The sequence below is a fragment of the Spongiactinospora rosea genome (genome assembly GCF_003315795.1).
Lineage (GTDB): Bacteria > Actinomycetota > Actinomycetes > Streptosporangiales > Streptosporangiaceae > Spongiactinospora > Spongiactinospora rosea.
Genome location: NZ_QMEY01000008.1, coordinates 112,682 through 137,023 on the forward strand (window position 1 = coordinate 112,682; position 24,342 = coordinate 137,023).

Consider the following 24,342-nt stretch of genomic DNA (forward strand, 5'->3'; position numbering starts at 1 on the left):
GCGGACGGGGGGAACGCCGATGTCCGCATCCAGGGGCGCGCACGCGCCCGGCGACCTGGGCCGCCGCATCGCCGAGCGGCGGGCGGCCCTCGGCCTGTCCCAGGCCGAACTGGCCGACCTGGCCGGCATCGACCCCGGCTACCTGTGCTATCTGGAGGAACACCCGGCCAGCCCCACCGGCGAGACGCTGCTGCGGGTGGCCCGCGCGCTCGGCACCACCAGCGAAGGGCTGCTCGGCGGCGCGGCGGACCGCCCGCCCGGAGGCGGACGCCCCGCGGCCACGCCCGGCCTTGAGACGCTGACCCGCGCCGAGTGCCTGCGGCTGATCTCCCCCGGCGGCGTGGGCCGGGTCGCCTTCGACGACGGCACCGGCCCCGTCGTCCTGCCGGTCAACTACCGCGTCCAGGGCGAGGCCGTGGTCTTTCGCACCCGGTACGGCGGCAGGCTCGACGAGGATCTGGACACCGGCCTCACCGGGGTCGAGTTCAAGATCGCCTTTGAGGTGGACCGGATCGACGACGCCCAGCGCACCGGCTGGAGCGTGCTCGTCCAGGGCCCCGCCCACCACATCACCGAGGCCGAACTCCCCGAGGTGTCCGCCCTCGGCGTGGAGCCCTGGCCGGGCGGCGACCGCGAGCTGTACATCCGCGTGACCATCGACCGCGTCACCGGCCGCCGGATTGTCATCCCCTGACCGTTTCCGGCGACGCGCCCACCGTCCCACTGGAGAGCTTTCGATTGCCGTTACGTCAAGGGCTGTTGAATGGAAATAGTGGCAGAATCGACGAATAGGTGAGAACGCCGATGGCAGGTGAGGGGGACCTGGGCGTATCTTCTCGGGCGCGTTTCTTCGGGCTACCGAAAGCGACCGTGCGCGCTCCATGCGCGACCACGATTCTTCGTGGCCGCACCGCCACGCGGAATGAGATTCGGCAAAGGGGTCACATTATGGTAACGGACGAGGTGGGAGTCGAGTCGGCACAGACTCTCGCCCAAACCATCACGGCACATCTGGAACGCTGGTCGGACCGCACGGGGATCAAGGCCGAGACATGGGCGCTGCCCACGACGGACGTCGAACCGCACATCACCCGGTCGGTGCTGACCACCGTCCGCGAGGCGCTGGCCAACGTCGAACGGCACAGCGGCGCCGAGACCGTCTGCGTCGCCGTGACAGTGGGCCAGAGCGGGTTACGGATGACCATCAGCGATGACGGCATGGGGTCCGACAAGCCGGTGAGAGGGCCCGGGATCGACCTGATGCGGACCGCCTTCGCCAGCGTCGGCGGCCATCTCGACGTCAACTTCGTGCCAGGCGGCGGGGTGACGGTCACCGGGGTGATCCCGTTCCGCCGCAGGTGACCGCGGACACGAAGTCGTTCGCGGGCCCGCTCGTCGTGACGCGCGCCCGCGAACCCTCTCGAATGAGACTTACGAGGTCAGCCCGTAGGCCCTGATGACGGTCTGGGCGAACGTGGTGTCACCCGAGTCCGCCGACAAACGCAGGGACACGAAGTCGCCCGCCGCCGGATTGCGGACCAGCGCCGTCCATTGTCCGTGCACCCGGGTGACCGGGGCGGCCCGCCAGGTCTTGCCCTCGTCGAAGGAGACCTCGGCCTTCGGCCGGGCCCCGTCCAAAGCCGCCGGCGGTTCAGCGCCCTGCTCCACCAGGAGCCGGATCGGGGTGAGCGCGGAGCGCCTGGCCCGGTTCAGCTCGTCCAGGCCCTGCGGGGCCGCCCGCACGTTGAGCATGGGCAGTGGCGTGATCTCCGTCGTGGTGCCGGATCGGAAGGTCCACTTGGCGTCCACGGCGCTGGACAGCGCGGCGTACGGCACCTGCCGCCGTGCCGACATCGTCACCGTGAAGACCGACTCCCCGGCGGGCACCCTGGTCCCGGGGAGGCAGATCGCGCCGTCCGGAGGCTCGCACGTCTTCCTGGCGAGTTCCTTGCCGTCCTTGGCCAGGCTGACCGCGACCGAGGCGTTCTCGTCCCTGCTCAGGCGTCCGGCCCCGGAGTCGCTGAACGGGACGCCGTCGACCTGGAGGTAATCGCCGTAGCGCATGGAGTAGGGGGACGGCGCCGCGCCGAACACGGCGGTGTTCCACACCTCGGTGTCCGACCGGCCGGTGATCTCCCTGCCCGAATCCGCGCTGTGGTGACCCAGCCCGTTCTCATCGAGCAGCACCATTCCGGACTGCCACTTGAGGCCCTTGACGGGAGACCGGTAGTGGACGACCGTCGCGGGCACGTGCAAGGGGGTGTCGATCAGCTCCCCGCCATAAGGGCCGACCAGGGCCAGACCGTCCCCCGGCACACCCGCGCCCCGGTAGTTGACCGTGACCTTGGCGAGGTCGGCCTTCCTGGCCTTGTAGACAGGGTCACTGGGAAGACCGCCTTCGGCGGAGTTGTAGAGGTCGTACCGGTAGGGGCTCGGCGTCGTGCCCGCCTTGACCAGCGAGCTGTGCACCGCGAACGACAGGCCGGGCGCCTGTGAGGGCACCACGAAGAGGCGTTCCTCGTTCGGAAAGAAGTAGCTGATCCCGATGTAATCCTCACCGTGGTCCTGCCTGGTCGTGAGGGCCAGCGCATGCCGCCGGGCGGCCGGGTCGTCCACGGACTGCACGACCTCCTTGCCCGCGCCGAGGTCGATCGTCAGATTCCTGGTCTGTTCACCGAGCCGGACAGACGGAAGCCAGGCCATCGTGACCTTGCCTTGTTCTCCATCGAACGTGCCGTCCACAAACCATTCACCGGCCGGCAGCCGGACCGAGCCCGTGCCGTCGCGAACCTCGATCCACTCCCGCTGCTGCAACTCGAAGTTGTAGGCCAAGACCCAGCCCGTCTGGCCCGGCTCTCCGCCCTTGGTGGTGACGGTCAGGTCATAGGACTCCGGCTCGACGTACGCACCGGCGAGGGTGCGCACCACCGTGTCGCCCGAGGTCGCGGTGACCACTCCCGCGTACGCGCCCGGTGTGATCCCGTCCGCCGCCACGGTGACGGTGACCGTCGCCTCGCCCTTGGCGGGTACGGTGAGCCGGTCGGCCGACAGGCTCAGCACCCCCGCAGGAAGCGCGCCGCCGCCGACCGGCGCGATGGCCAGGTCGAAGGTGACGGCGGCGTCGCCGGTGTTGGTGTAAGTGATGGCCTTGGTGGTCTGCTGTCCCTTCTCATGCGGCCACCTGAGCACCGAGGACACGTTGCCCGGGATGGCGACCACGGTCTGGGTGAGCGCCTTGGCCGCCTCCAGGCGTCCCGCACCCTGCTCGAACGCGTTGCTGTCCGTATGCGGGGTGGCGCTACTGATCAGCGCGGACTTCAGCCGCTCTCCCCGCCAGTCCGGATGCCGCTGGGCCAGGATCGCCGCCGCACCCGCGACATGCGGCGTCGCCATCGAGGTCCCGGAGTAGGCTCCGTAGGACCCCTCAGCCGTGCCCGGCACGGCCGCCGTGATGTCCACCCCCGGCGCGGTGATCTCCGGCTTGATCGCGCCGTCACCGACCCGCGGGCCACGGCTGGAGAACCCCGCGAGCTGGTCCTGCTTGTCCACCGCACCCACGGTCAGCGCGGCATCCGCGCTCCCCGGGCTGCCCACTGTGCTCTCCCCCGGACCCTCGTTACCAGCGGCGACCACGAACAGCGCGCCCGTCCGCTCGCTGAGGACGTTCACCGCCTCTTCGACGGGATCGAGCCTCCAGTCGTCTCTGCCGCCGAGGCTCATGTTGACGACCTTGGCCTTGACCTCGTTCGCCGCCCACTCCATGCCTGCGACGATCTCGGAGTCGTACCCGCCGAGTTCGCTGAGCACCTTGCCGACCGCGATCTTCGCGTCCGGCGCGACACCGCGGTACTTCCCGCCGGAGGCCGCTCCCGTTCCCGCGATCGTCGAGGCCACGTGGGTGCCGTGACCAACGTGGTCGTTGACGTCCGGCTCGTAGGTGCTGAAGCTCTTGCCGTGCGTGACCACGCCCTTCAGATCGGGGTGGGCCGGATCGTAGCCGGTGTCCAGGACGGCGACGGTCACACCCTTGCCGGTGTACCCGCTCTTCCACGCCTCCGGCGCGCCGACCTGCGGCACGCTCGCATCCAGCGACGGCATCCGCTTGCCATCCAGCCACAGCCGTCCGACCCCACCGGCCAGCGACCGCGCGCCCGCGCCGCCGCTCAGCGCCTGCCAGGTCGTCGTCGCATCGCTCTTGGGGACCTTGACCGCCGCCAGCCCGAGCGTCCCGCTGCGCCAGGTCGGGGCCGGCACGCCGGATATCCGGAACGCCGCCGCACCGGTCGTGCGCGCGATCACCGGAACGTCCTCACGGTGCGCGTCGTCGTATTTCCATTCGATGAGCTGCGTGACGTCGAACAGCCGCTCATCCAGCAGTCCACGCGCGACCAATGGCGCCGCATCCGAGGGAAGGACCACCAGATGGTCCTTCCACTTCAGCGTGGAGAAATTGACCTTACGGCCTTTGCCCGGCCGGACCGAATGGCCGGAGGACGAGATCGTGACCTTGTCGCCGGTGATGAGCGTGACGGTCTTCGCGTCGTCCTGCGGAGCGGGGTGGGCCGGCCTGAGCTGCCCGTCCTGCCTCTCAGGTACACCTGGGGGCCCGCTCGCGCCCGCCACTCCGGTCGCCGCGGACGCCACTGTCAGGGCGACCGCCGCGATTACCGAAAAGCGCCTCATAGGAGAAACTCCCTTACTTAGTAGGGTATTTCTGCCTTGCCCGGAGAATGATGCGGGAGATTCACACCGGGCACAAGACGGCCCACAGTGAGGCGGCGGCGATTTCCGCGTAGTAGCAATACAAAAAGGCGTCCCCAACTATTAACCTGAAAATCATTCGGCCGTGCAACGGAAATGGCTTCCGGTGATTCACATGGTCAGGGCGGCGGTCGATCGGCCGTCGTGCGACGGATCAGGGAAGACTCGCCGGACGGACCGGCCCACCGGCGGCGGCGACCGGCCCCCTGCCGGATCGCCGCCTCTTAACGCATGATCTCCGCGTCGTACGGGTGGTCACGCCGTCAGGGCGGTGGCGGCCGCGGCGATGTAGAGCAAGCCGCCCGCGCAGACGGCGAGCCCGGCGAGCGGCGGCAGCCAGGACGTCACGACGCTCAGGCGCGGGTGGACCGACAGCAGGCCGTACCCGCGCACGGTCGCCACCCCGACGGCCGTCAGCGTGAGCGCCATGCCCGCCCCGAACGCCAGCACCAGCGCCACCGCGCCCACCGCCCGGCCCGTCAGCAGGCCGCTGACCAGCACGATGAACGCCGACGGCGACGGCAGCAACCCGCCCGACAGCGCCAGCGCCAAGAGCCCGCGCCGCGACCAGGGATCGACCGCGTCCCCACCATGCCCGTGCCCATGCCCATGCCCGTGACCATGCCCGTGCCCATGCCCGTGACCGTGACCATTGACCTGGCGGCGGGCCGACAGGTGACGCCACGCCAGGTGCGCGCCCACGACGGCCACCACCGCGCCCGCGCCCGCCTGCATCCAGGCCGTCACCCGTTCCGTGGCGAACCCCGAGCTGAGCCACACCCACACCACCGCGAGCACCAGCACCGACAGGGTGTGCATGATCGCGACGATGGCCCCCAGCCGCGCCGCGTCCCGGTACCGCCCCCGCGCCCCCACCAGATAGGCCGCGGTCACGCTCTTGCCGTGCCCCGGCGCCACCGCGTGCAACGCCCCCACGCCGAACGCCACCGCCAGCAGCACCCAGAAGGCCGCGTTCCCGTCGAACAGCTCGATCAGCCGCTGCTCCGGCCCCAGCAGCCCGTTCACGCCGCCACCCGCCCACGCCGCGCCCGCCGCCGCACCAGTACTCCGGCCGCGCCCAGCACGATCGCCAGCGTCCCGGCCCCGAGGGCCCACGCCGCCGCCGGAGGGCCGCCCGACGTACCCGCGACCGGCACCCGCTGGGTGCCCGCCGACGAGGTGAACATCACCTTCCCCGACGCCGCGCTCACCACCGTCCGGTAGGCCGGGTTCAGGTCGGTCAGCGGCGTCATCGTCAGTTCCACCTCCGACACCGGCCCCGGGCAGTCGAAGGTGAACCGGGCGCCCTCGGCGAGCAGGTCGCGCAGCTCCGCCAGCCGCCCCGGGCAGGCGCGCCCGCGCTGCGCCACCCGTACCCGCTCAAGCAGGTACGCCCGCACGGCGGCCGAGCGCCCCAGCTTCTGCTCACCGGTCAGCTCGGTCGACACCGGCCCCGAGGCCGGGTCCTCGAACGCGCCCAGCGACTGGCCGAGCGCCACCCAGTCGTCCTCGGCCGACCGCCAGGCCAGCTCGACGCGGGGGCCGTCGGCGCGCAGGCTCGCCGTCGAGGGCGGCCCGAACGGATGCGCGGCGGCGGGGGCCGCGAACCCCAGCAGCAGGGCCGCGAGCAGCGCGGCCACGGATGGTATGCGAAAAGGCACGAACGACTCCACGAACGAAACGAGAACGCGGTGGCGCGGACGCCGGGCGGGCGTCCGCGCCACCCCGGTTCACCTGGTGACGGTGATCAGCGGGCTGGTGATCTTCTGGTTCTCACTGGACAGGTAGACCAGGTGGGTGCTGCCCCGGCGCACCCACGGCGGCATCCGGAAGGTGTAGGAGAGCCGGCCGAGTTCGTCGGCCCTGGCCTCACCCAGCGGCACACCGTCGCGGCCGTGACCGCCGTGCTGCGCCACGGCCTCCTTGCCGCGCGTCTCGCGCAGGTGGACGCGCACGCGCTCGCCCGGGTCGTAGCCGTAGGCGGTCGCGGTGACCTTGTCCCACCGGCTCGCCTCGGTCTTGTCCACCGTGACCTGCTCGCCGACGGTGTTCTCCGGCGTGCGCAGCTCGTTGACGGTCCGCTCGCCGCGGGCGTTCTTGCGGATCAGGAACCCGTCGTGGTGCTCGCCGTTGGCGTAGCGGGCCTCGAACCTGATCTGGTCGCCGGCGACGTCGATCAACTGGTAGAGCTGGGTGTTCTGGCTGGAGCTGCGCACCTCGGCGCCGTTGCCGGTCCAGTTCTCGCCGTTGTTCAGCGCGTACATCTTGCCGCCGGAGACCGACACCACGTACGCCACGCCGTTGTGCACGGTGATGGACTTGCGCGCCGAGACCAGATTGCCCCGGCCGTAGGAGTGGTCGTGACCCTGGAGCACCAGGTCCACGCCGTACTTCTCCAGCAGCGGCCCCCACTGGTCGCGCACCTGCGGGTTGTTGCGCGTGCCCGTGGTCGAGTAGACGGGGTGGTGGAAGGTCACCACGGTCCACTTGTTCGGGTTGTCCTTGAGCACCTTCTCCAGCCAGGCGGTCTGCGCGGCCATCAGCGCGGCGTTGCCCTGGTGGTTGGAGTCCAGGCCGATGAACCGAACGCCCTGGTAGTCGATGTAGTAGACGGTCTGCTTGAGTTCGGGGTTGCCGGGCCCGTTGTCCGGATAGGGGAACTGCGGCCGCCAGAACGACGACAGGCCGCCGCTGTACTCATGGTTGCCGGGGATGGACAGGTTGTTGATCTGGCTGTCGATGAACCCGGCGGCCTTGTACCACTGGCCCCACTCCTCCTCGCTGTTGGCGGAGTTGATGAGGTCACCGGCATTGACGATCATCTTGGCCTGCGGCCGGTCGGCGAAGGCGTTCCGGAACACCCGGGGCACGGCCGAGTCGATGTAGTTCTGCGCGTCGCCGTAGTAGATGAAGGAGAACGGCTCGAACTTGCCCGCGGCAGTGGTGAAGTCGTGCCATTCGCTCCAGTTCGTGCCGTCACCGACCCGGTAGGTGTAGCGGGTGGCGGGCTTGAGGCCGGTGAACTCCACCGTGTGGTAGGTCGAGGCGTACCCGAGCGTGGTGTTGACCGGGGTGCTGGCCTGGGCCTGCACCTTGGTCACCGCCCCGGCGGGCGGGGCGACCTGGCCGAGCGCCCGGGGCGCCGCCAGGATCTCCGCCTGCGCGAACTCCGCGGTCGCCTCCGCGCGCCAGGTCACCTTCTGGCTGGTGGCGGGGGTCGTGGTGGGGGTGAGGATAACGCGGTCCGGCACCGGGGAGGGCTTGTGGACCTCCGCGGCCGGATGCTTGGGCGGCGCGGCGTAGCTGAACGCGACCGGGGCGAAGGCGAGGCCGCCTAGCAGTACCGCGCTCGTGCCCAGCACGGCGAGGCGCACGTGGCGGCGCCGGGCCGGTTCGGGAAGGGTCGGGTGGTTCACTGAAGGTGCTCCTGTGAAGGATGTGACGCCCGTGGCGTGAGTGCGGCGGGCATGGGCATTCAGCCATGGGTGGTCGACACCCGGATGTCCATTGGCCGTCCGGCGCGTTAACGCAAGATCCATTTCGGTACGAACCGGTAGATGTCGGGCGGGGGTCACACCGCGTTCGCCCGCCGTTCACACCGCCCCGATGAGGTGAACCACGCTGGCCCCCAAAGATCACCGAAAGGCAGGCCCGGTGCCCCGACCGCTCGCCCTGATCGTCGGCGTGCTCGCGCTCGGCACCCTGTTCGTCCCTCCGCACGAACCCCGTGCCGACAAGGGCGATGCCTTCCTCGACGCCCAGACCCCCGGCGTGCTGACCATCGAGCCGGGCGAGTGCTTCACCGATCTGACGGGCGGCCACGTCCGTTACATCCCGTGCGACGAGCGCGGGGCCGCCAACCAGGCGTACGGCTTCGTCCAGGTGGCCGACGGCCCCTGGGACCGTACGGCTCTCGCCGCCCACGCCTGGCGCGTCTGCGGGACCGGCTTCGCCCGCCAGTGGCCGGACGGCCGGGCCCGCGGCCTGGCGTACTACCCGGTGCTGCCGACCGCGGCCACCTGGGCGGGCGGCGACCGCGACATCATGTGCGCCGCCTACCGCACCGACGGCCCGCTGACCGGCTCCCTGCTCCCCCGCTACTGACCGGCGGAGGCCATGAGGCGTCTGCCGAGACGTTGCGCGGGGGCTTCGACGAAGCGCCAGGTCAGTGCGGAAATGCCGAGCAACAGCACGACCACGGCCGCCAGAATGCCCAGCCTGACGGGAATCGCGAGGCCGAGCGGATCCGGCCAGAGATGTTGCACGCTTTCCAGCAGCAGCGGATGGAGCAGGTATAACGAATAACTGACCAGTCCGAGCCAGGTGAGCGGACCCGGCATCCTACGGTTTCGCAGCGCCATCCCGATGAGGAAAGTGAGCCAGGCCGCCGCCATCGCCGCCTGCAATCCCGGCCGGTCACCGGCCAGCCAGATGCCGAGCAGCGGCACCAGGGCCACCCAGGACGCGCGTTTCCAGGAGATCTCCGCCCGCTCGGCCCGGTAAAGAACCGTGCCCGCGAACATGGTGGCGAGAATGAACAGCCCCTCCCACGGGCCGGGGTAATTCTGGTTGACCGCCAGCAGCGTGAGCACGGTCAGCCCGATCACGATCGCGCCCGCCCGCCGCACGCCGCCCGACGGCCTGAACACGGCCACCAGCCCGGCCGCCGCCAGCACGACGACGACCACGACGACCGCCAGCATCTGTCCCCGCCCGCCGGTCGATAGCAGCGCCGACGGGAGCACCCCCGCGCCCAGCGCGGCCACGGCGATGAACCCGAGCGCGGTGATCCCGCTGCGCCGATGCACGCCCAGCACGTACATCGCGGTGAGCAGGAGGTAGAAGGCCATCTCATAGGACAGCGTCCAGAGCACGTTGACGATGTTGGGCATGGCGAACAGGTTCTGGAGCATCGTCAGGTGCCCGAGCCCGAGCGCCACGGGCCGGGTCTGCCACCAGTCGTGGAGTGCGTCCCAGCCGAGCGCGGCGAGCAGCGCCATTCCCGCCACACTGACGGCGAACATCGGATACAGCCGGAAGAAACGGGAAATCCAAAACCCCCGCACACTGCCCCGGCGTTCCAGCGACGCGGGCACGATATAGCCGCTGACCAAGAAGAACACCAGCACGCCGTACCAGCCGGGCTCGAATATCACCTTGATCGGCAACCGGTGCTCGGGAAACAACGGCGCCAGCGCGTGCTCGGCGACCACCATCAACGCCGCCATCCCGCGCAGCGCGTCCAGCCAGCCCAGCCTCCGATCGTTTCCCGCCCGCGACTCCTGTTTCCGCTCCTGCTCCTGGGTGGTCGCCATCTGCGGATAATAATCGCGGCACGCGGCCCGGTGAATATCGGAAACGCGCCGGCGTCAGGCGGTCATTCGCCGGTAATCACGCGCGACGCCGCCGGCACGCCGGGTCAGCGGAAGCGGACCTTGAGGCGGCCGTAGCCGAGCTTGCCGGTGAGGCGGATGCGGGGGCCGCCGGGCTTCTGGCGCTTGGGGGCGCGGCAGACGACCCTGCCCCACTGGCACTCCACGCGGTCGACGTCGACCTCGGTGTCGTGGGGCACGGTGAGCAGGGCCGAGCCGTAGTCGAGCGACAGCTCGATCTCGACCACGGGGTGCTCGATGACCGCGTGGGTCAGGTCGAGGACGACTCCGCCGTACTCGGACTCGACCCGCAGGGCGCGCGGGACGCGCCAGGCGCCGGTGCGGGTGATGCGCCCGCCGGTGCCCTTCAGCTCGACGACCCTCTCCGGCTCGGCGACGGCGCCGCCCAGGTCGGCGGTGAGCGCGGCGAGGTCGCCGCGGGAGCGGGCGGCGAGGGCGTGGGCGATCCGCTCCTCCATCTCCTGGGAGGTCAGGCGGCCGTCGGCGAACGCCTGCTGCAACAGCTCGACGACCTGGTCGCGCTCGGCGTTGGTGACGCGCATGAGCGAGTCGGACGGCGCATCGGATGACACGGCGGCAAGCGAGCCGCTTTCGGCATCGGGCATGGGCGACAAAGCCATAATGATGCCATGGTGACGCCAGAATGACGTCATGTCAACTGCTGACATATGGGGCATATGTGACCCCAATGTCATAAACATCCATCATGCTGGGAGGGGTGCGTACGTGGCTCAGCGATCAGGTGAAGACACGGCTGGGCACGTTCGGTCACCAGGTGCCCGCGATCGTGCAGAGTGCCGTGGGCTCGGCGGTGGCGTGGATCGTCGCGGTCCAGGCGCTCGGCCACGCCCATCCCCTCTTCGCCCCGATCTCGGTGATGATCTGCGTCGGCGTGGGGCTGGGCAACCGGCTGCGCAGGGTCGCCGAGCTGGTGGTCGGCGTGACCCTGGGCGTGGGCATCGGCGACCTCCTGGTGTCCTGGATCGGCTCGGGACCGTGGCAGATGGCGCTGGTCATCGTGCTGGCCATGGGCGTGGCCGGGCTGCTGAACAGCGGTGAGCTGTTCGTGACCCAGGTCGGGTCCTCGGCGGTGCTGGTCGCCATGCTGGTGCCCGGCGAGGACGTCGGCGGGCTCGACCGGATGGCCGACGCGCTGACCGGCGGGGTCGTCGGCCTCATCGCGGTCGCGCTGCTGCCGGCCAGCCCGGTGGCCATCGCCGGGCGGCACCTGTCCCAGTTGCTCGACGCGCTGTCCACGGTCCTGGAGCGGGCGGCGGACGCGATCGACCAGCGGGACGCGGACCTCGCGGCCGAGGCCCTGGAGAAGGGCCGCACCACGCAGTCGCTGGTGGAGGAGTTCACGGCGGCGCTGGTGAACAGCAAGGAGATCACCATGATCTCGCCGCTGCGCAGGCACCACCGGGCCCGGCTGGCCCGGTACGAGACGGCCGCGCTGCCCGTGGACCTTGCGCTGCGCAACGCGCGGGTGCTGGCCCGCCGCACGCTGGCCGCGCTCGGCGAGCCCGGCCCGCCGCCGCGGGCGCTCGCCGAGTCGATGCGCGAGGTGTCGGAGGCGGCGCTGCTGCTCCAGCTCGAACTGAACGCCGGGCGCGAGCCGATGCTGGCCCGGCAGGCGCTGCTGGCCGTCGCCGCCAGGGAACGCCCGGCGAACCTCGGCTTCTCCGCCAACGTCACCCTCGCCCAGCTCCGCTCGATCGCCGTGGACCTGCTCCAGGCCACCGGCATGGGCCACGACGAGGCGACCGCGGCGCTGACCCCGCTGACCGAGAACCAGCGGCGGCGCGCGGGCTGAGGGCTCAGCGCGCCCCCAGGGCCGCGGCGATGGCGTCCTGGACGGTGTCGTGCACCCAGACGTGCGCGCGTACGCCCGTCACGGCCAGCAGGCGGGAGGGCGCGTGCCGCAGCGCCGCCAGCCTGACCTCCCCGCCGTGCCGCCGCGTCTCGCTCGCGCACAGCAGCAGCACCCGCAGCCCGGCGCTGTCGATGAACGGCACCTCCGATAGGTCGAACACCACGTGCTCGCCCCGGTCGCGGTCGCGGCGGGCGCGTTCGATGTAGCTCTCCAGCTCCCCCGCCGTGGCGAAGTCCAGCTCGCCCGCCACCGCGATCAGCGTCACCGCGGGCAGGTGCGTGTGTGCCAGCGCCAGGGGTCCACGCGGTACGTCCGGCCGCCGCCGCCCGCTTGCCATGTCCGAACATTAGACCCCACCGGCCCATCGGAACAGGCCGATCAGGCGACCGAGATGACGAGCTTTCCGGCCGCCCGGCCCGCCCGCAGGTGGGCGATGGCCGCGGGCACCTCGTCCAGCGGATAGGAACGCTCTACGACCGGCGTCAGCGCCCCGGTCTCGATCAGCTCCGCGAGGTGGCGGAGGTCCGCCTCGCGGGTCGTGCTGAGCAGCCCGCGCAGCTTGGCGCCTACGAACGGGGACAGCAACATCGCCCGGATCTGCCTGCCCGCGCCGCCGGTCCAGCGCCCGCCGACCTCGGAGCCGACGAGGACGAGCCTGCCCCCGGGCCGCAGGATGCGCCGCAACGACGCCAGCGAGCGCTGACCGCCGGTGTCCAGGATGAGGTCATAGCGCCGGGATCCGGTGGTCGGCTCCTCCTTGGTGCGGTCGATGACGTGGTCGGCTCCGATCGAGCGGACCAGTTCGGTCTTCGCGCCGCTGCACACGCCGGTCACCCGCGCGCCGAGCGCCTTGGCGATCTGCACCGCGAACGTCCCGACGCCCCCGCCCGCGCCGAAGATCAATACCTCCTCGCCCTCGCGCAGCTCGCCGCGGTCGCGCAGCCCCTGGAGGGCCGCGAGCCCGGACACGGGCACCGCCGCCGCCCGCTCGAAGGTGGTGCCGGCCGGGAGGGGCACGAGCGTGTCCTGGCGGGCCAGCGCGTACTCGGCGTAGGAACCGTCGCACGCGCCGAACACGGCGTCGCCGGGCTTGAAGCGGGAGACGTCCCGGCCGACCGCCGCGACGGTGCCCGCGACGTCCATTCCGACGAGCGGGTTCTTCGGCCGGCGCACGCCGAAGCCGACCAGGCGCACGAGGTACGGCAGGCCGGTGATGGTGTGCCAGACCCCCTGGTCGACCCCGGCCGCGTGGACCCGCACGAGCACGTCGCCGGGCCCCGGCTCGGGCCGCTCGACCTCGTGTACGCGTAATGCCTCGGGCGCGCAGTATTCGGTGCGGACTACCGCTTTCATGGTGGTCATTACGTTCCCTCTCAGGAGTCTGCCGTGTCCGGGTATTGGAAGACCGCTTCCAGCGGGACGCCGAACACGCGGGCGATCTGGAAGGCCATCTCCAGCGAGGGCGAGTAGCGCCCCTTCTCGATGGCGATGACGGTCTGGCGGGTGACGCCGAGCCGGTCGGCCATCTCGGACTGGGTCATCTCGCCGTGTGCGAACCGCAGCGCGCGGATCTGGTTGGTGACCTTGGTGGGCTTGGGTGAGTTGACCAATGTTCAGAAACCCCGGCGGTAGGCGACGATCTTGACGAGCGACGTGGTGAGCCCGTCGAGGACGAAGGCCAGGTAGAGCGCGTTGGCGATCCAGAAGTACTCGAACCGGGCGAGGGTCAGCGCGAGCGCCGCCACCGCCCCGGTGGCCAGGACGACATAACCGGCCCGCTTGCCGTACTGATCGATGCTCCGGTCACGTTCGTCGTTGATGCCCGCCTGCGCGGGCGCCAAGATCGCGGAACCGATCGCGCCGAGGATGTTGGCGCCGATGCCGACGCCGATGGCGGTGAGCATCGGCACCGCGTACGCGACCCGGGGCGCCTGCCCCAGCACCGTCGCGAAGTAGACCGCGGGCACGACCAGCGCGACCACCGCGTACACCCACGCCCGCTTCTCCTGAAAGGACATGCCGCTCCCAGCGCGAAAGACCTGATGTAAAGAAAACCCGACACCAGTGAATGTAAAGCGGCGCGGACACGATGTCAAGAATCATTAACCTCAGCGGGAGCGCGGCACGACCAGGCCCGCCTCGTAGGCGAACACGACGAGCTGGGCGCGGTCACGGGCGCGCAGCTTGGTCATGGCCCGGCTGACGTGGGTCTTCGCGGTCGCCGGGCTGATCGACATGCCCGCCGCGATCTCGTCGTTGGACAGGCCGCGGGCGACCAGCGCGGTCACCTCGCGCTCGCGGTTGGTGAGCGCGTCCAGGCCGACCGGGGCGGGTTCGGGGCGGCGGGAGACGTACTCGCCGATCAGCCTGCGGGTGATCGCCGGGGACAGCAGCGCGTCGCCGCGGGCGGCGATCCGCACGCCCTGCAACAGGTCGTCCGGCTCGGTGTCCTTGACCATGAAGCCGCAGGCCCCGGCGCGCAGCGCGTTGAAGACGTACTCGTCCAGGCCGTAGTTGGTCAGGATCACCACGTGGACCCCGCTCAGCCGTTCGTCGGCCGCGATCCGCCTGGTCGCCTCGATGCCGTCCATGACCGGCATCTGCACGTCCACCAGAGCGACGTCGGGGCGGTGTTCGAGGGCCAGGGCGATGGCCCGCTCGCCGTCGGCGGCCTCGGCGACGACCTCGATGTCGTCCTCGGCCGACAGCAGCGCGCGGAAGCCGCCGCGGATCAGCGCCTGGTCGTCCACCAGCAGGACGCGGATCATCGGGCCTCCTCAGGCTCGGGCGCGGGCAGCGCGGCCCGCACGCTGAAGCCGCCCTCCGGGCGCGGCCCGGCGGCGAGCGTGCCGCCCAGCGCGGTGACGCGCTCGCGCATGCCGAGCAGGCCGACGCCGGGTACGTGCGGTACGTCCGGGCTCGCCCGGCCCTCGTCGTCCACGCGTACGACCAGCTCACGGTCGTCGTAGCCGAGCCGCACGGAGGCGGTGGTCCCGCCCGCGTGCCTGGACACGTTGGTCAGCGCCTCCTGGACGATCCGGTAGGCGGCCCGGTCCACCTCGGGCGGCAGCGCCCGTTGTACGCCCTCGACCGTCACGGTGGCGGGCACGCCGCTCGCGCGGGCGCGCTCGACCAGCTCCTCCAGGCGGTCCAGGCCGCTGACGGCGGGCTCGCCCTCGGCGGGGTCGCGCAGCACCTCCAGCGTGGCGCGCAGCTCGCGCACGGCGTCACGACTGGCCTCCTGGATGGCCAGCAGCGCGGCGGGCGCCTCCTCGCCGCGTTTGCGGGCCAGATGGACGGCCACGCCCGCCTGCACCTTGATGACCGAGATGCTGTGGGTGAGCGAGTCGTGCAGCTCCCTGGCGATGCGCAGCCGCTCCTCGCCCGCCCGGCGCAGCGCGGCCTCCTCGCGGGTCCGCTCGGCCTCGGCGGCCCGCCGTTCGACCTGTTCGAGGTACGCCTGCCGGTGCCTGGTGATGGTCGCCGCGACCCCGGCGGCCAGGAACCAGCCGAGCAGCAGCACCGCTCCCTGGACGGTCTCCAGCGGCGGATCGCCGGTGTCCGCGGACAGGGTCAGCCCCAGGCCGGTGAGCAGGTACACCGTGCCCGCCGCGGCGGGCAGCGCCACGTACCCGGCCTGGACCGCGCCGAACACCGCGACCAGCACCGGGAAGGCGGCGCTCGGGCCGGGATGGGCGTCCATGCTGTAGACCAGCATCGCGGCGGTCGTGACCAGCAGGACGACCCGGGGCGCGGACCGCCGGGCGACGAGCGCGAGCGAGCCGGCGAGCACGGCGGCGTACCCCACCGGCCCGGTGCCCGGCGCGACCAGCGCCACGGCGAAGAGCAGCGCGGCCACCACCGCCGCGAGGGCCCAGTCCACCGCCGCGGGCCGCCCGAGCTGCGCGTTGTTCATCCGGCAACGATATGACCCGGCAGGTCGCGGGCGCTTCCCCACCAAGTCGGAGCCGGGCCTACCACCCGCGCGGTAGGCGGCGCGGGAAATCCGTCAACAGAGCGCCCTGACCAGGGACATCGAGCGGGCGTCAGACCGGACACGACGGAGACCCTTTACTGTTAGGAAACTTTCCTTTATGTTGAGGCGACCCCCCGGCTTGAACCCCCCAAAGGACGAACCAGATGAAACGAACGCTCATCGCCGTGGTGCTGGCCGTGGCCGGCGCCACGATCCCGTCCGCGGCGGCGACCGCCGCACCACTCGACGCCTCCGGCGTCGCAGCGCACACCCAGGTGGCCGCGGCCGCCTGGGCGCCTTACACCGCCTACACGGCGGGCACCGTGGTCTCGCACAACGGCCAGGACTACGAGTGCGTCCAGAGCCACACGTCGCTGCCCGGCTGGGAGCCGAACGTCGTACCGGCCCTGTGGAAGCGGGCCGAGGGCGGCGGCGACCGCACCGCGCCCAGCACCCCGGGCAACCTGCGCTCGACCGGCGCGACCAGCGACAGCATCTCGCTGGCCTGGGACGCCTCCACGGACAACGTGGGCGTCACGGGCTATGACGTCTACCGCGGCACGCAGCGCGTGGGCACCGCGAACGGCACCACCTACACCGACACGGGCCTGACCGCGTCCACCAGCTACACCTACACCGTGCGCGCCAAGGACCAGGCCGGCAACACCTCCGAGCCGAGCGCCCCGGTGACCGCCAGCACCTCCGGCGGGACCGGCACCCCCGGCCAGCCCGGCGCGGCGACCGCCACTTCCACGGACAACAGCATCTCGCTGACCTGGGGCGCCTCCAGCGGCACGGTGACCGGCTACCGCGTCTACGAGGGCGCCGCCCAGCGGGCCGAGGTGACCGGTACCAGCACCACGATCTCCGGCCTCGCCAAGTGTGAGAACCACACCTACGTCATCAAGGCCTACAACTCGGTGGGCGAGTCCGCGGGCCGCGAGGTCAGCGCCAAGACCACCGGCTGCACCGGCGGACCCGAGAAGCTGCCCGGCGCCCCGTACCTCTACATGGGCTGGGGCAACCCCCCGGACCCGGGCCCGGTCATGGACGCCACCGGCGTCAAGGCCTTCACGATGGCCTTCATCCTCGCGCAGAACGGCTGTAACCCGGCCTGGGACGGCCAGCGTCCGCTGACCGGCGGCACCGACGCCCGCGCGATCAACACCATCGAGTCCAAGGGCGGCAGCGTCGAGATCTCCTTCGGCGGCTGGTCCGGCAACAAGCTCGGCCCGAACTGCTCCACCCCGCAGGCGTACGCCGACGCGGTGCAGAAGGTGATCGACGCGGTGACCCCGGCGGCGGTCGACTTCGACATCGAGAACAGCGACGAGTTCGGCAACTACACCGTGATGGACCGCATCCTGAACGCCCTGAAGATCGTCAAGCAGCGCAACCCCAACGTCAAGATCGTCGTCACCATCCCGACCTTCAAGACCGGCCTGAGCAACGACGGCATCCGTCTCGTCAACCAGGCCAAGGCGCTGAACGTGCCGATCGACAACTACACGATCATGCCGTTCAACTTCAGCGGCACGAACATGTACACCGACACCGTCAACTCCTCCGAGGGCCTGAAGAACTCGCTGAAGAGCGCGTTCGGCTGGAGCGACGCCGAGGCGTACGCCCACATGGGCATCTCCGGCATGAACGGCTACTCCGACCAGCGTGAGCTGACCACCCCGCAGATCTGGACCCAGATCCGCGACTGGGCGAAGTCCAAGGGCCTCACCCGGCTCGCCTACTGGGCCGTGAACCGCGACCGCGTCAACGGTGGCGGCGCCCCGCAGGGCGAGTGGGAGTTCACCCGCATCACCGCGGGCTTCTGACCCACCTGATCCACCGGGTTTCCAGACCCGCCCCGGAGAGGGCCCGCCATGAGCCGGCGCCCTCTCCGGCACCCCCCGGGACCGGCCGGTCGCCGCACAGGCGACCGGCCGGTTCACGTCCGGGCCACCGCGGCGGGCGGCCCTTGCGCCGGCAGGGCGAGGCGCGGGGCCAGGACCAGCCACACCGCCCCCGGGACCGCCATGAGCAGCCCGAGCCCGGCGAACACCGGCCCGACCCCGGCCGTGTCGATGAGGCCGCCCGTCACCGCCGCCGACACACCGAGGCCCAAGGTGGCGGTGGCGCTCCACAGCGCGGTCACCCGGCCCCGGTTGTCGTTGGCGGTGGCGTTGAGCAGGGTGGTCATCGCGGCCGGGCCGTACACCACCTCGGCCGCCGCGACCAGCCCCCACAGCGCCAGCGCCGCCGCGATGCCGACCGGCAGCCCGAGCAGCATCGTGACCAGGCCCTCGGCCAGGCAGGACACCCCGATCACCCGCAGGTGGACGCGCGCGGGCAGCGCCCGCAACCGGGCGGCGGCCACGACGAGCACCACGCCGCCGACCGTGCCGGACACGGCGTAGAACCACCCGGCGCCGCCGTCGCCCAGCTCGTGCACACTGAGCGCCAGGTAGGTCATGGCGGTGATCGTGCCGCCCAGCCCGAGGCAGAAGAACGCCTCAAGCAGCAGCAGCGCCGCGACCACACGGGTGCGCCCCGCCACCGCGAGGCCCGCGCGCAACGACCGCCACCAGCCGGTGCGCGGCCCGCCCGCGTACCGGTCTCCGGCCCGGACGCTCCAGGTCAGCCAGGCCGACCCCAGGAACGAGACGGCGTTGACGACGAACGCCCAGCGCCAGCCCACCACGCTCACCACCACGCCCCCGGCGACGCCGCCCACCGCCTGCAACGCCAGGCCGTTGACCTGGACTGCGGCGGAGTACAGCGGGTACTCCTCGGGGCGGGCCAGGCTCGGCATCCACGCGTTGCGCGCGGCCTGGAAGACGAACCCGGCCGCCGCCGAGGCGAAGGTCAGCGGGTAGACCAGCCACAGCCGCCCGGGCTCGTCGGCGACCAGGAACGCGGCGGCCAGCGCCGCCATCGCCACGTCGGTGACCAGCATGACCGTACGCCGGTCGGCGCGGTCGGCGAGCACGCCGCCCCAGACCCCGGCCAGCGCGCCGGGCAGGTAGCGGACGGCCAGCGTCAGCCCGGCCGCCATCCCGGCCCCGGAGTGGTCGTAGACCATCGCGAACACCGCGACCGCGGAGAACCAGCCGCCGCAGACGCTGACCAGGTTGCCGAGCCAGAGCCTGCGGAGGTCGCGATTGCCGGACAGCAGCTCGCGAAGTGTCCGCGCCGGTTCCACTTGCCCCTCCCGGTGGTCATTGGGAATGATTCTCATTGCCGCCCGACCATATATCAAGACTTGACAATGATTTTCATTCCGTGAATTACTGCCCCATAGATGCGGACCAAATAGGGCAGTTCGCCCCCGCGTCGGGAGGGAGGTGACACGGGATGAAGGTCAAGAAGCTCAAGGTCCAGGCGCGTAACGCGGCTGTGCACTCGTCCAACCACGCCACTGTGGCGCCGGCCAAGACGGCCTGGCGCTAGGCCGAGCGCTAGACCGAGCGAAACCCGGGTGCGGGCATGACCCAACCACGCCCGCACCCGGGCCCACGATGCTACTCCTGGAGGAAAACCATGGTGGAGGGTCCGGCGCAGTGGCCGCCGGGGACCACGTTCGTGCCCACCGAGGGGGGCTGGCTGGTCCACGGGCCCGACGAGGATTTCATGGTCCTGGACGTCCCCGCCGAGAACCGGCGGGCGGTCGCCGACCTCATCGCCGGACGCATCGACGCCGCGACCGCGGCCGAGCGCATCCCCGGGGCCGCCGACCTGCTCGCCGAACTGACCCCGCCTCCGGCGCGGGCGGGGGCCGCGACAGAGGTGCTGCTCGTGGGCGAGGGCCCCCTGGCCGACGAGCTGACCGCCGAACTGACCGCGCACCCGGACGGCTTCTCGCTGCGACCCCTCCCGGACGACCGCGCGGTACGGCGGTTCCTCGCCGCCTCCGCGGCCCGGCACACCGCCGGCGACCTCGCCGTACGGCACCTCCCCGGCGACCACACGGTCGCGGGGCCGGACGCCGGTGCGGCGGTGCTGGTCGCGTGCGCCGAGCGGTTGCCGGACGCCCGCTGGCGCGAACTGGACGCGCTGTGCAGGGACGCACGCGTCCCCTGGCACCGCGGGCACAGTGAAGGACGCCGCTGGTACGTCGGCCCGTTCACCCCCGCGCACGGCGGGGCCGGATACGAGGACGTACGGCTGCGCCGGTTGGCCGCCTGCCCGTGGCCGGAGGAACTGGCCGCCTACTGGGCCTTCCTGGACGGCGGCGGGCTCCCCGCCGCCCCCGCCGGCCTGCGCGGCGCCGTGGTGGCCGCCGCCCTCATCGCCGCGGACCTCCGCGCCTGGCGGGCCGGCCAGGAGCCCCCGGGGGCCGGTGTCCAGGTCGGCGTCGACCTCCACTCGGGCCGCCTGCGGCGGCACCCCGTACTCCCCGTCCCGCGCGGCCTGATGCGCGAGACCCCGGCATGAGCGGAGCGCCGCGGGCACGAACCGGGCCGGCGGTGGCGGGGATGGCCGCCGAGCTGGTGCTGCCCGGCCGGGTCCCGGCGGCGGCCGTGGTGATCCGCACGCCGTACGGCATCGACGGGTGCCTGCCGGAGGCGCGGTCCTTCGCGGCCGCCGGACTGGCCTGCCTGGTACAGGACGTGCGGGGACGGCATCTGTCCCCCGGGACCTTCGCCATCGGCCGGGACGAGACCGCCGACGGGCACGCCACCCTGGACTGGGCGGCCGCACAGCCGTGGTGCGACGGCACGGTGTTCCTGTACGGCGTGGCCTACGAGGCGTACACCGCCTGGTGCGCCGCCGGGCACCCGGCGGTGCGCGGGATCATCAGCCGCCAGCCGTGGCCGCCGATCGACGCGCCCGCGCTCGACGACGAACTGTGGTGGCGGACCGAGATGGCCCGCCCCGGGCTGTTCGAAAAGATCGCAGCCGGGCGGCCGGAGCCGGACGTGACCGGTCTGCCGGTGGACATCGGCCCGTGGCCGCCCGCGCCCGGCGGCCACCGGGAGGCCATCGACCGGGTCACCCGGGCCGCCCGCGAGATCACCGCGCCCAGCCTGCACCTGGGGAGCTGGCTCTGCCGCTCGGCGGAGACCACCGTGCGGCAGGGCGCGCTGGCCCCCGGCGCCGACGTCGTCATGGGCGGTTGGGCCGGCCCGCTCACCCACCGCCTGCGGGAGACGTGCGCCCTGGACGTACCGATCGAGCCGCATCCCTTCGAGCTGGCGCTGGGCTGGCTGGCCGGGCGGCGGCAGGGCCGGTGCCTGCTGCTCGGCAGCGGACGCTGGACCGACGCCGATCCGCTGCCGCCCCGCCGTACCGGCCGGGCCGTGCCCGCGGTGCGGAGCGGCCCGGTCCGGCTGCGCCACGACCCCGCCCGGCCCTACCCGTCGGCGCCGCACTCGGCGGACCTGGCCCCGCTGGCGGAGCGCCCCGACGTCGTACGGCTGAGCGTGGCGGACCCGCCCCCCTGGCACGGCACGCCGTGGGTCACCGCCGAGGTGACCACGGACGTCCCGGCCGAACTGGTCGCCACGCTCGTCCACGAACGGCCCGGTGGCGTGGCGACCCGGCTGGCCGACGGCATCGCGCCGGTGCGGCCGGGCACCACCGGGTGCGAGATCCGGCTGACCGTGGGAGCGGTCGAACTGCCGCCCGGCCACCGCCTGCACCTGGAGCTGACCGCGGGCCGCCCGCCCCGCCACCGCGCGCCCGCCGTACCGGCCGAGATCACGCTGTCCGGCCTCGCCCTGCACCTGCCCCGCCCGCGCGGCGGCGCGTTCCCCGGAACCGGAGCCGCCTCGTGAGAACGCTCATCGACGACCGCACCGGCCTGATCCGGCGGGTGGACCTCCTGGAGCCGGAGCCGTGGTGGCCCGCCGGGCTGGCGATCTGCACGGCGGAGGTCGGCTCGCCCTACCGCCTGCTGCCCTGGCCCGCCGACCGGGTGGCGACCGGCACGGCGTTCGGCGACCCGGAACGGGCCAGGCGCAGCGCGATCGGCGAGGCCGCCGAGCGCTACTGCGGCAACTTCGTGCCCGCGGGCCTGCGCCGCGCCGCATACCGCGACCTGCGCGAACCCGCCATGGACCCGGCGAGCGCGGCACTGTACTCCGACGCCCAGCACGCCACGCCGGGCTTCCCGTTCCGCCGCTTCACCCGTGACCTGCCGGTGCTGTGGACCCCCGGGACCGACCTCATCGGCGGCACGCCGGTGTGGCTGCCCGCCTCGCTGGTGTACGTGAACTACTTCAGCCCGCCCAGGGACGACGAGCCCGCCACCAACTACGCCAACCTCGCCGGCATCGCCGCCGGGCCGTCCCCCGACGCCGCGCGTACGGCCGCGCTGGAGGAGGTCATCGAGCGGGACGCCACGATGATCTGGTGGGCCAACGCGCTGCCCGCCGCGCCCGTCACCGGGGCGGGCCATCCCGTGGCTCCGCTCACACCGCTGCCCGAGCCCGGCTGGTACCACGCCGCCGGTCTGCGGTACCGGGTCGTGGCGGTGCCGACCGTCTTCGACGTCGCGGTACTCGGGGTGCTGCTCGACGACCGGGCGTCCGGCATCGCCACCTTCGGCGTGGCGGCCAGGCCCGACCCGGCGCAGGCCGTGGCCAAGGCCCTGGCCGAAGCCGTCACGCTGCGCCGCTACGCGCTCGGGCTGCTCGATCCCGAGGGCGAGATCTGGGCCGCCGCCGACGCGGGGGTGATCGACCGCCGGGTGTTCAAGCCGCATCGCGCCGACCGGGCCTATGCCTCCTCCTACCGGCCCGACTACCGCGACGTGGTGGACCTCGGCTGCCACAGCCAGCTCTGGCTGGACCCGCGGATGCGCGCCCACCTGGGCCCGATCATCTCCGGCCAGGAGGCGATCCCGCTCGGCGAGCTGCCCCGGGTGGACGGCGACCCGCTGGACGGCTACCTCAGCCGGATCACCGCCCATGGCCTGCGCGCCTACGCGGCCGACCTCACCACACCCGACGTGGCCGCCGCCGGGATCGCGGTGGCGCGGGTGATCGTGCCCGGCGCGTACGCCAACACCCCGGCCGCGTTCACCTGCCTGGGCGGCGAGCGGATGCGCGGCGATCCCGTCCGGCTCGGCCACCGGCCCGCCGCCGTGGCCAACCTCGTCCCCCTCCCGCACACATGATCGGCGTCGACTCCCGCCTCGGCGTGGTCACCGCGCTGCGGACCGGCACGCTGCACGGGACGCTGCATGTGGCCTTCGCCGACCTGGCCGATACCGGCGGGCACGGCCTGCCGCTCGGCAACCCCACGGTCAGCGGGGCCTCCTGGCACGATCCGGGCCAGGCCCGGCTGCGCGCCCTCGGTGAGGCGGCCGAGCGCTACTGCGGCCATCTGGTCCCGGCCGCGCGGCTGGCCGAGGCCACCTGGCACGACCTCGCCCCCGACGCGGTGGACCCGGCCGGGCTCGCCCTCTACTCCGCCGCCCAGCTCCGGCGGCCCGGTTTCCCGTTCACCGGGCTCGCCCGCGACGACCGCATCCCATGGGTGCGGGGCGCACGGCCGGACGGCACGCCGGCATGGGTGCCGGCCGAGCTGGTGTGGCTGGCCCCGCTGGGCGCGCGGCCGGCCGTGCTCCCGGTGTCGGCGGGCATCGCGGCGGGCCCCGACCCGGCTGCGGCACGCGCCGCCGCGCTGGCCGAAGTGGTCGAACGGCACGCGCTGGCCACCGCCTGGCTGTCCGGACGCCGTTTCCCCGCACTGCCCGCGAGCATGTCACCGCGGGTGCCGGGACTGCGGCTGCGCGGCTTCGCCGTACCGAACCTGATCGACGCCCCGGTGGCGCTGTGCCTGGCCGAGGACGCCTCCGGGCTGCTCGGCGTGGGCTGCGCCCTGGCCGCGGACGGCCGGATCGCCACGTCGCTGGCGAAGGCCGCCGCCGAGGCGGTCCAGTCGCTGGACACCACGGCCAGGATCGCCGCGGGCGGGCTGCCCGAGTGGGAACGCCCCCACGGCCCGCTCGCCGGGCACCGGCCCGGCCGGGCGTACGCGGCCGCTTATCGCCCGGACTTCTCCGACGCCGTCGATGTGACCTGCCACCTGCAACTGCTCGCCGACCCGGAGTTCGCGGCCCGGATCGCCGAACGGTTCGCGCCCGCCGAGCGGTGGACCCCCGCGCCGCCGTGCGACCCGGAGGCCGCGCTGGTGGCACGCGGCCTGACGCCGATCACCGTCGATCTGACCACCGCCGACGTGGCCGCGTGCGGCATGTCCGTCGCGCGGGTGGTGGTGCCCGGGCTGCGGGCCACGACCCCCGCGGCCTTCCCGATGCTCGGCGGCGGCGCGGAACCCCTTCCCGGCCGCCCCTGCCTGTTGCCGATACCCCATGCGTGATCAATTCAGGAGAGACC

General features: G+C 72.4%; 22 protein-coding genes. 9 read left to right on the plus strand and 13 right to left on the minus strand.

Annotated features, from left to right (window positions below):
* The first annotated feature begins 19 nt into the window (after positions 1 to 19).
* Both DP939_RS20285 and DP939_RS20290 read left to right on the plus strand, forming a co-directional pair.
* The gene (locus tag DP939_RS20285; protein WP_113982307.1) at positions 20 to 694 is read left to right on the plus strand and encodes a pyridoxamine 5'-phosphate oxidase family protein; all 675 of its coding nucleotides are present in this window, start codon (positions 20 to 22) and stop codon (positions 692 to 694) included.
* A 254-nt stretch (positions 695 to 948) separates the two neighbouring features.
* Positions 949 to 1,362, plus strand: a complete 414-nt coding sequence (locus DP939_RS20290) for a sensor histidine kinase (RefSeq protein WP_113982308.1) — start codon at positions 949 to 951, stop codon at positions 1,360 to 1,362.
* A gap of 69 nt (positions 1,363 to 1,431) precedes the next feature.
* On the opposite strand, the gene DP939_RS20295 is transcribed toward DP939_RS20290, so the two are convergent.
* The 4 genes from DP939_RS20295 to DP939_RS20310 form a co-directional block, all read right to left on the minus strand.
* Positions 1,432 to 4,683: a S8 family peptidase gene (locus tag DP939_RS20295; protein ID WP_113982309.1), complete on the minus strand. Its 3,252-nt coding sequence runs from the start codon at positions 4,681 to 4,683 to the stop codon at positions 1,432 to 1,434.
* A gap of 333 nt (positions 4,684 to 5,016) precedes the next feature.
* Entirely contained in the window at positions 5,017 to 5,787 is a 771-nt protein-coding gene (locus DP939_RS20300) for a HoxN/HupN/NixA family nickel/cobalt transporter (RefSeq protein ID WP_113982310.1), read from the minus strand.
* A complete protein-coding gene (locus DP939_RS20305; RefSeq protein WP_113982311.1) occupies positions 5,784 to 6,401 on the minus strand; it encodes a hypothetical protein in 618 nt (205 codons plus the stop codon). The genes DP939_RS20300 and DP939_RS20305 overlap by 4 nt, the downstream gene beginning before the upstream one ends.
* A gap of 90 nt (positions 6,402 to 6,491) precedes the next feature.
* Positions 6,492 to 8,177, minus strand: coding sequence for a purple acid phosphatase family protein (locus DP939_RS20310; protein WP_199565285.1), 1,686 nt, complete (start codon positions 8,175 to 8,177; stop codon positions 6,492 to 6,494).
* 238 nt (positions 8,178 to 8,415) lie between these two features.
* On the opposite strand from DP939_RS20310, the gene DP939_RS20315 reads away from it, so the two are divergent.
* Positions 8,416 to 8,865: a hypothetical protein gene (locus DP939_RS20315; RefSeq protein ID WP_113982313.1), complete on the plus strand. Its 450-nt coding sequence runs from the start codon at positions 8,416 to 8,418 to the stop codon at positions 8,863 to 8,865.
* On the opposite strand, the gene DP939_RS20320 is transcribed toward DP939_RS20315, so the two are convergent.
* Together DP939_RS20320 and DP939_RS20325 are read right to left on the minus strand one after the other, a co-directional pair.
* Positions 8,859 to 10,076, minus strand: a complete 1,218-nt coding sequence (locus tag DP939_RS20320) for an acyltransferase family protein (RefSeq protein WP_113982314.1) — start codon at positions 10,074 to 10,076, stop codon at positions 8,859 to 8,861. The genes DP939_RS20315 and DP939_RS20320 overlap by 7 nt on opposite strands.
* A 104-nt stretch (positions 10,077 to 10,180) precedes the next feature.
* Positions 10,181 to 10,726, minus strand: coding sequence for a DUF1707 SHOCT-like domain-containing protein (locus tag DP939_RS20325; protein WP_199565286.1), 546 nt, complete (start codon positions 10,724 to 10,726; stop codon positions 10,181 to 10,183).
* A 134-nt stretch (positions 10,727 to 10,860) separates the two neighbouring features.
* Here DP939_RS20325 and DP939_RS20330 point away from each other — a divergent pair, with 134 nt between their 5' ends.
* Entirely contained in the window at positions 10,861 to 11,967 is a 1,107-nt protein-coding gene (locus DP939_RS20330) for an FUSC family protein (protein ID WP_225878390.1), read from the plus strand.
* 4 nt (positions 11,968 to 11,971) lie between these two features.
* Here DP939_RS20330 and DP939_RS20335 read toward each other — a convergent pair whose 3' ends face one another.
* From DP939_RS20335 to DP939_RS20360, 6 genes are all read right to left on the minus strand, one after another.
* Complete coding sequence (locus DP939_RS20335) at positions 11,972 to 12,364, minus strand: STAS domain-containing protein (protein WP_113982315.1); 393 nt, start codon at positions 12,362 to 12,364, stop codon at positions 11,972 to 11,974.
* A gap of 41 nt (positions 12,365 to 12,405) precedes the next feature.
* Positions 12,406 to 13,380, minus strand: coding sequence for an NAD(P)-dependent alcohol dehydrogenase (locus DP939_RS20340; protein ID WP_113982485.1), 975 nt, complete (start codon positions 13,378 to 13,380; stop codon positions 12,406 to 12,408).
* Positions 13,381 to 13,400: 20 nt separating this feature from the next.
* Positions 13,401 to 13,637, minus strand: coding sequence for a helix-turn-helix transcriptional regulator (locus DP939_RS20345; RefSeq protein WP_113982316.1), 237 nt, complete (start codon positions 13,635 to 13,637; stop codon positions 13,401 to 13,403).
* A gap of 3 nt (positions 13,638 to 13,640) precedes the next feature.
* Positions 13,641 to 14,045 carry a hypothetical protein gene (locus tag DP939_RS20350; RefSeq protein ID WP_147268055.1) on the minus strand — a complete coding sequence of 135 codons (405 nt, stop codon included), beginning with the start codon at positions 14,043 to 14,045 and terminating at the stop codon, positions 13,641 to 13,643.
* A gap of 90 nt (positions 14,046 to 14,135) precedes the next feature.
* Positions 14,136 to 14,795, minus strand: coding sequence for a response regulator (locus DP939_RS20355; RefSeq protein ID WP_113982318.1), 660 nt, complete (start codon positions 14,793 to 14,795; stop codon positions 14,136 to 14,138).
* Entirely contained in the window at positions 14,792 to 15,943 is a 1,152-nt protein-coding gene (locus tag DP939_RS20360) for a sensor histidine kinase (protein ID WP_113982319.1), read from the minus strand. Before DP939_RS20360 ends, DP939_RS20355 begins: the two co-directional genes overlap by 4 nt.
* A 224-nt stretch (positions 15,944 to 16,167) precedes the next feature.
* Between DP939_RS20360 and DP939_RS20365 the strand changes: the two genes are divergently transcribed.
* A complete protein-coding gene (locus DP939_RS20365; RefSeq protein WP_113982320.1) occupies positions 16,168 to 17,832 on the plus strand; it encodes a fibronectin type III domain-containing protein in 1,665 nt (554 codons plus the stop codon).
* A gap of 113 nt (positions 17,833 to 17,945) precedes the next feature.
* Here the strand turns inward: DP939_RS20365 and DP939_RS20370 are convergent, their stop codons facing one another.
* The gene (locus DP939_RS20370) at positions 17,946 to 19,199 is read right to left on the minus strand and encodes an MFS transporter (RefSeq protein WP_158578627.1); all 1,254 of its coding nucleotides are present in this window, start codon (positions 19,197 to 19,199) and stop codon (positions 17,946 to 17,948) included.
* Between the two features lie 338 nt (positions 19,200 to 19,537).
* On the opposite strand from DP939_RS20370, the gene DP939_RS20375 reads away from it, so the two are divergent.
* From DP939_RS20375 to DP939_RS20390, 4 genes are read left to right on the plus strand one after another with little or no spacing between them, the layout of a single operon-like run.
* Complete coding sequence (locus DP939_RS20375) at positions 19,538 to 20,431, plus strand: hypothetical protein (RefSeq protein WP_113982322.1); 894 nt, start codon at positions 19,538 to 19,540, stop codon at positions 20,429 to 20,431.
* On the plus strand, positions 20,428 to 21,774 hold the full coding sequence (locus DP939_RS20380) for a CocE/NonD family hydrolase (protein WP_113982323.1): 1,347 nt from the start codon (positions 20,428 to 20,430) through the stop codon (positions 21,772 to 21,774). The genes DP939_RS20375 and DP939_RS20380 overlap by 4 nt, the downstream gene beginning before the upstream one ends.
* Entirely contained in the window at positions 21,771 to 23,117 is a 1,347-nt protein-coding gene (locus tag DP939_RS20385) for a YcaO-like family protein (RefSeq protein WP_113982324.1), read from the plus strand. The genes DP939_RS20380 and DP939_RS20385 overlap by 4 nt, the downstream gene beginning before the upstream one ends.
* A complete protein-coding gene (locus DP939_RS20390; protein WP_113982325.1) occupies positions 23,114 to 24,325 on the plus strand; it encodes a YcaO-like family protein in 1,212 nt (403 codons plus the stop codon). Before DP939_RS20385 ends, DP939_RS20390 begins: the two co-directional genes overlap by 4 nt.
* Positions 24,326 to 24,342: the final 17 nt, after the last annotated feature.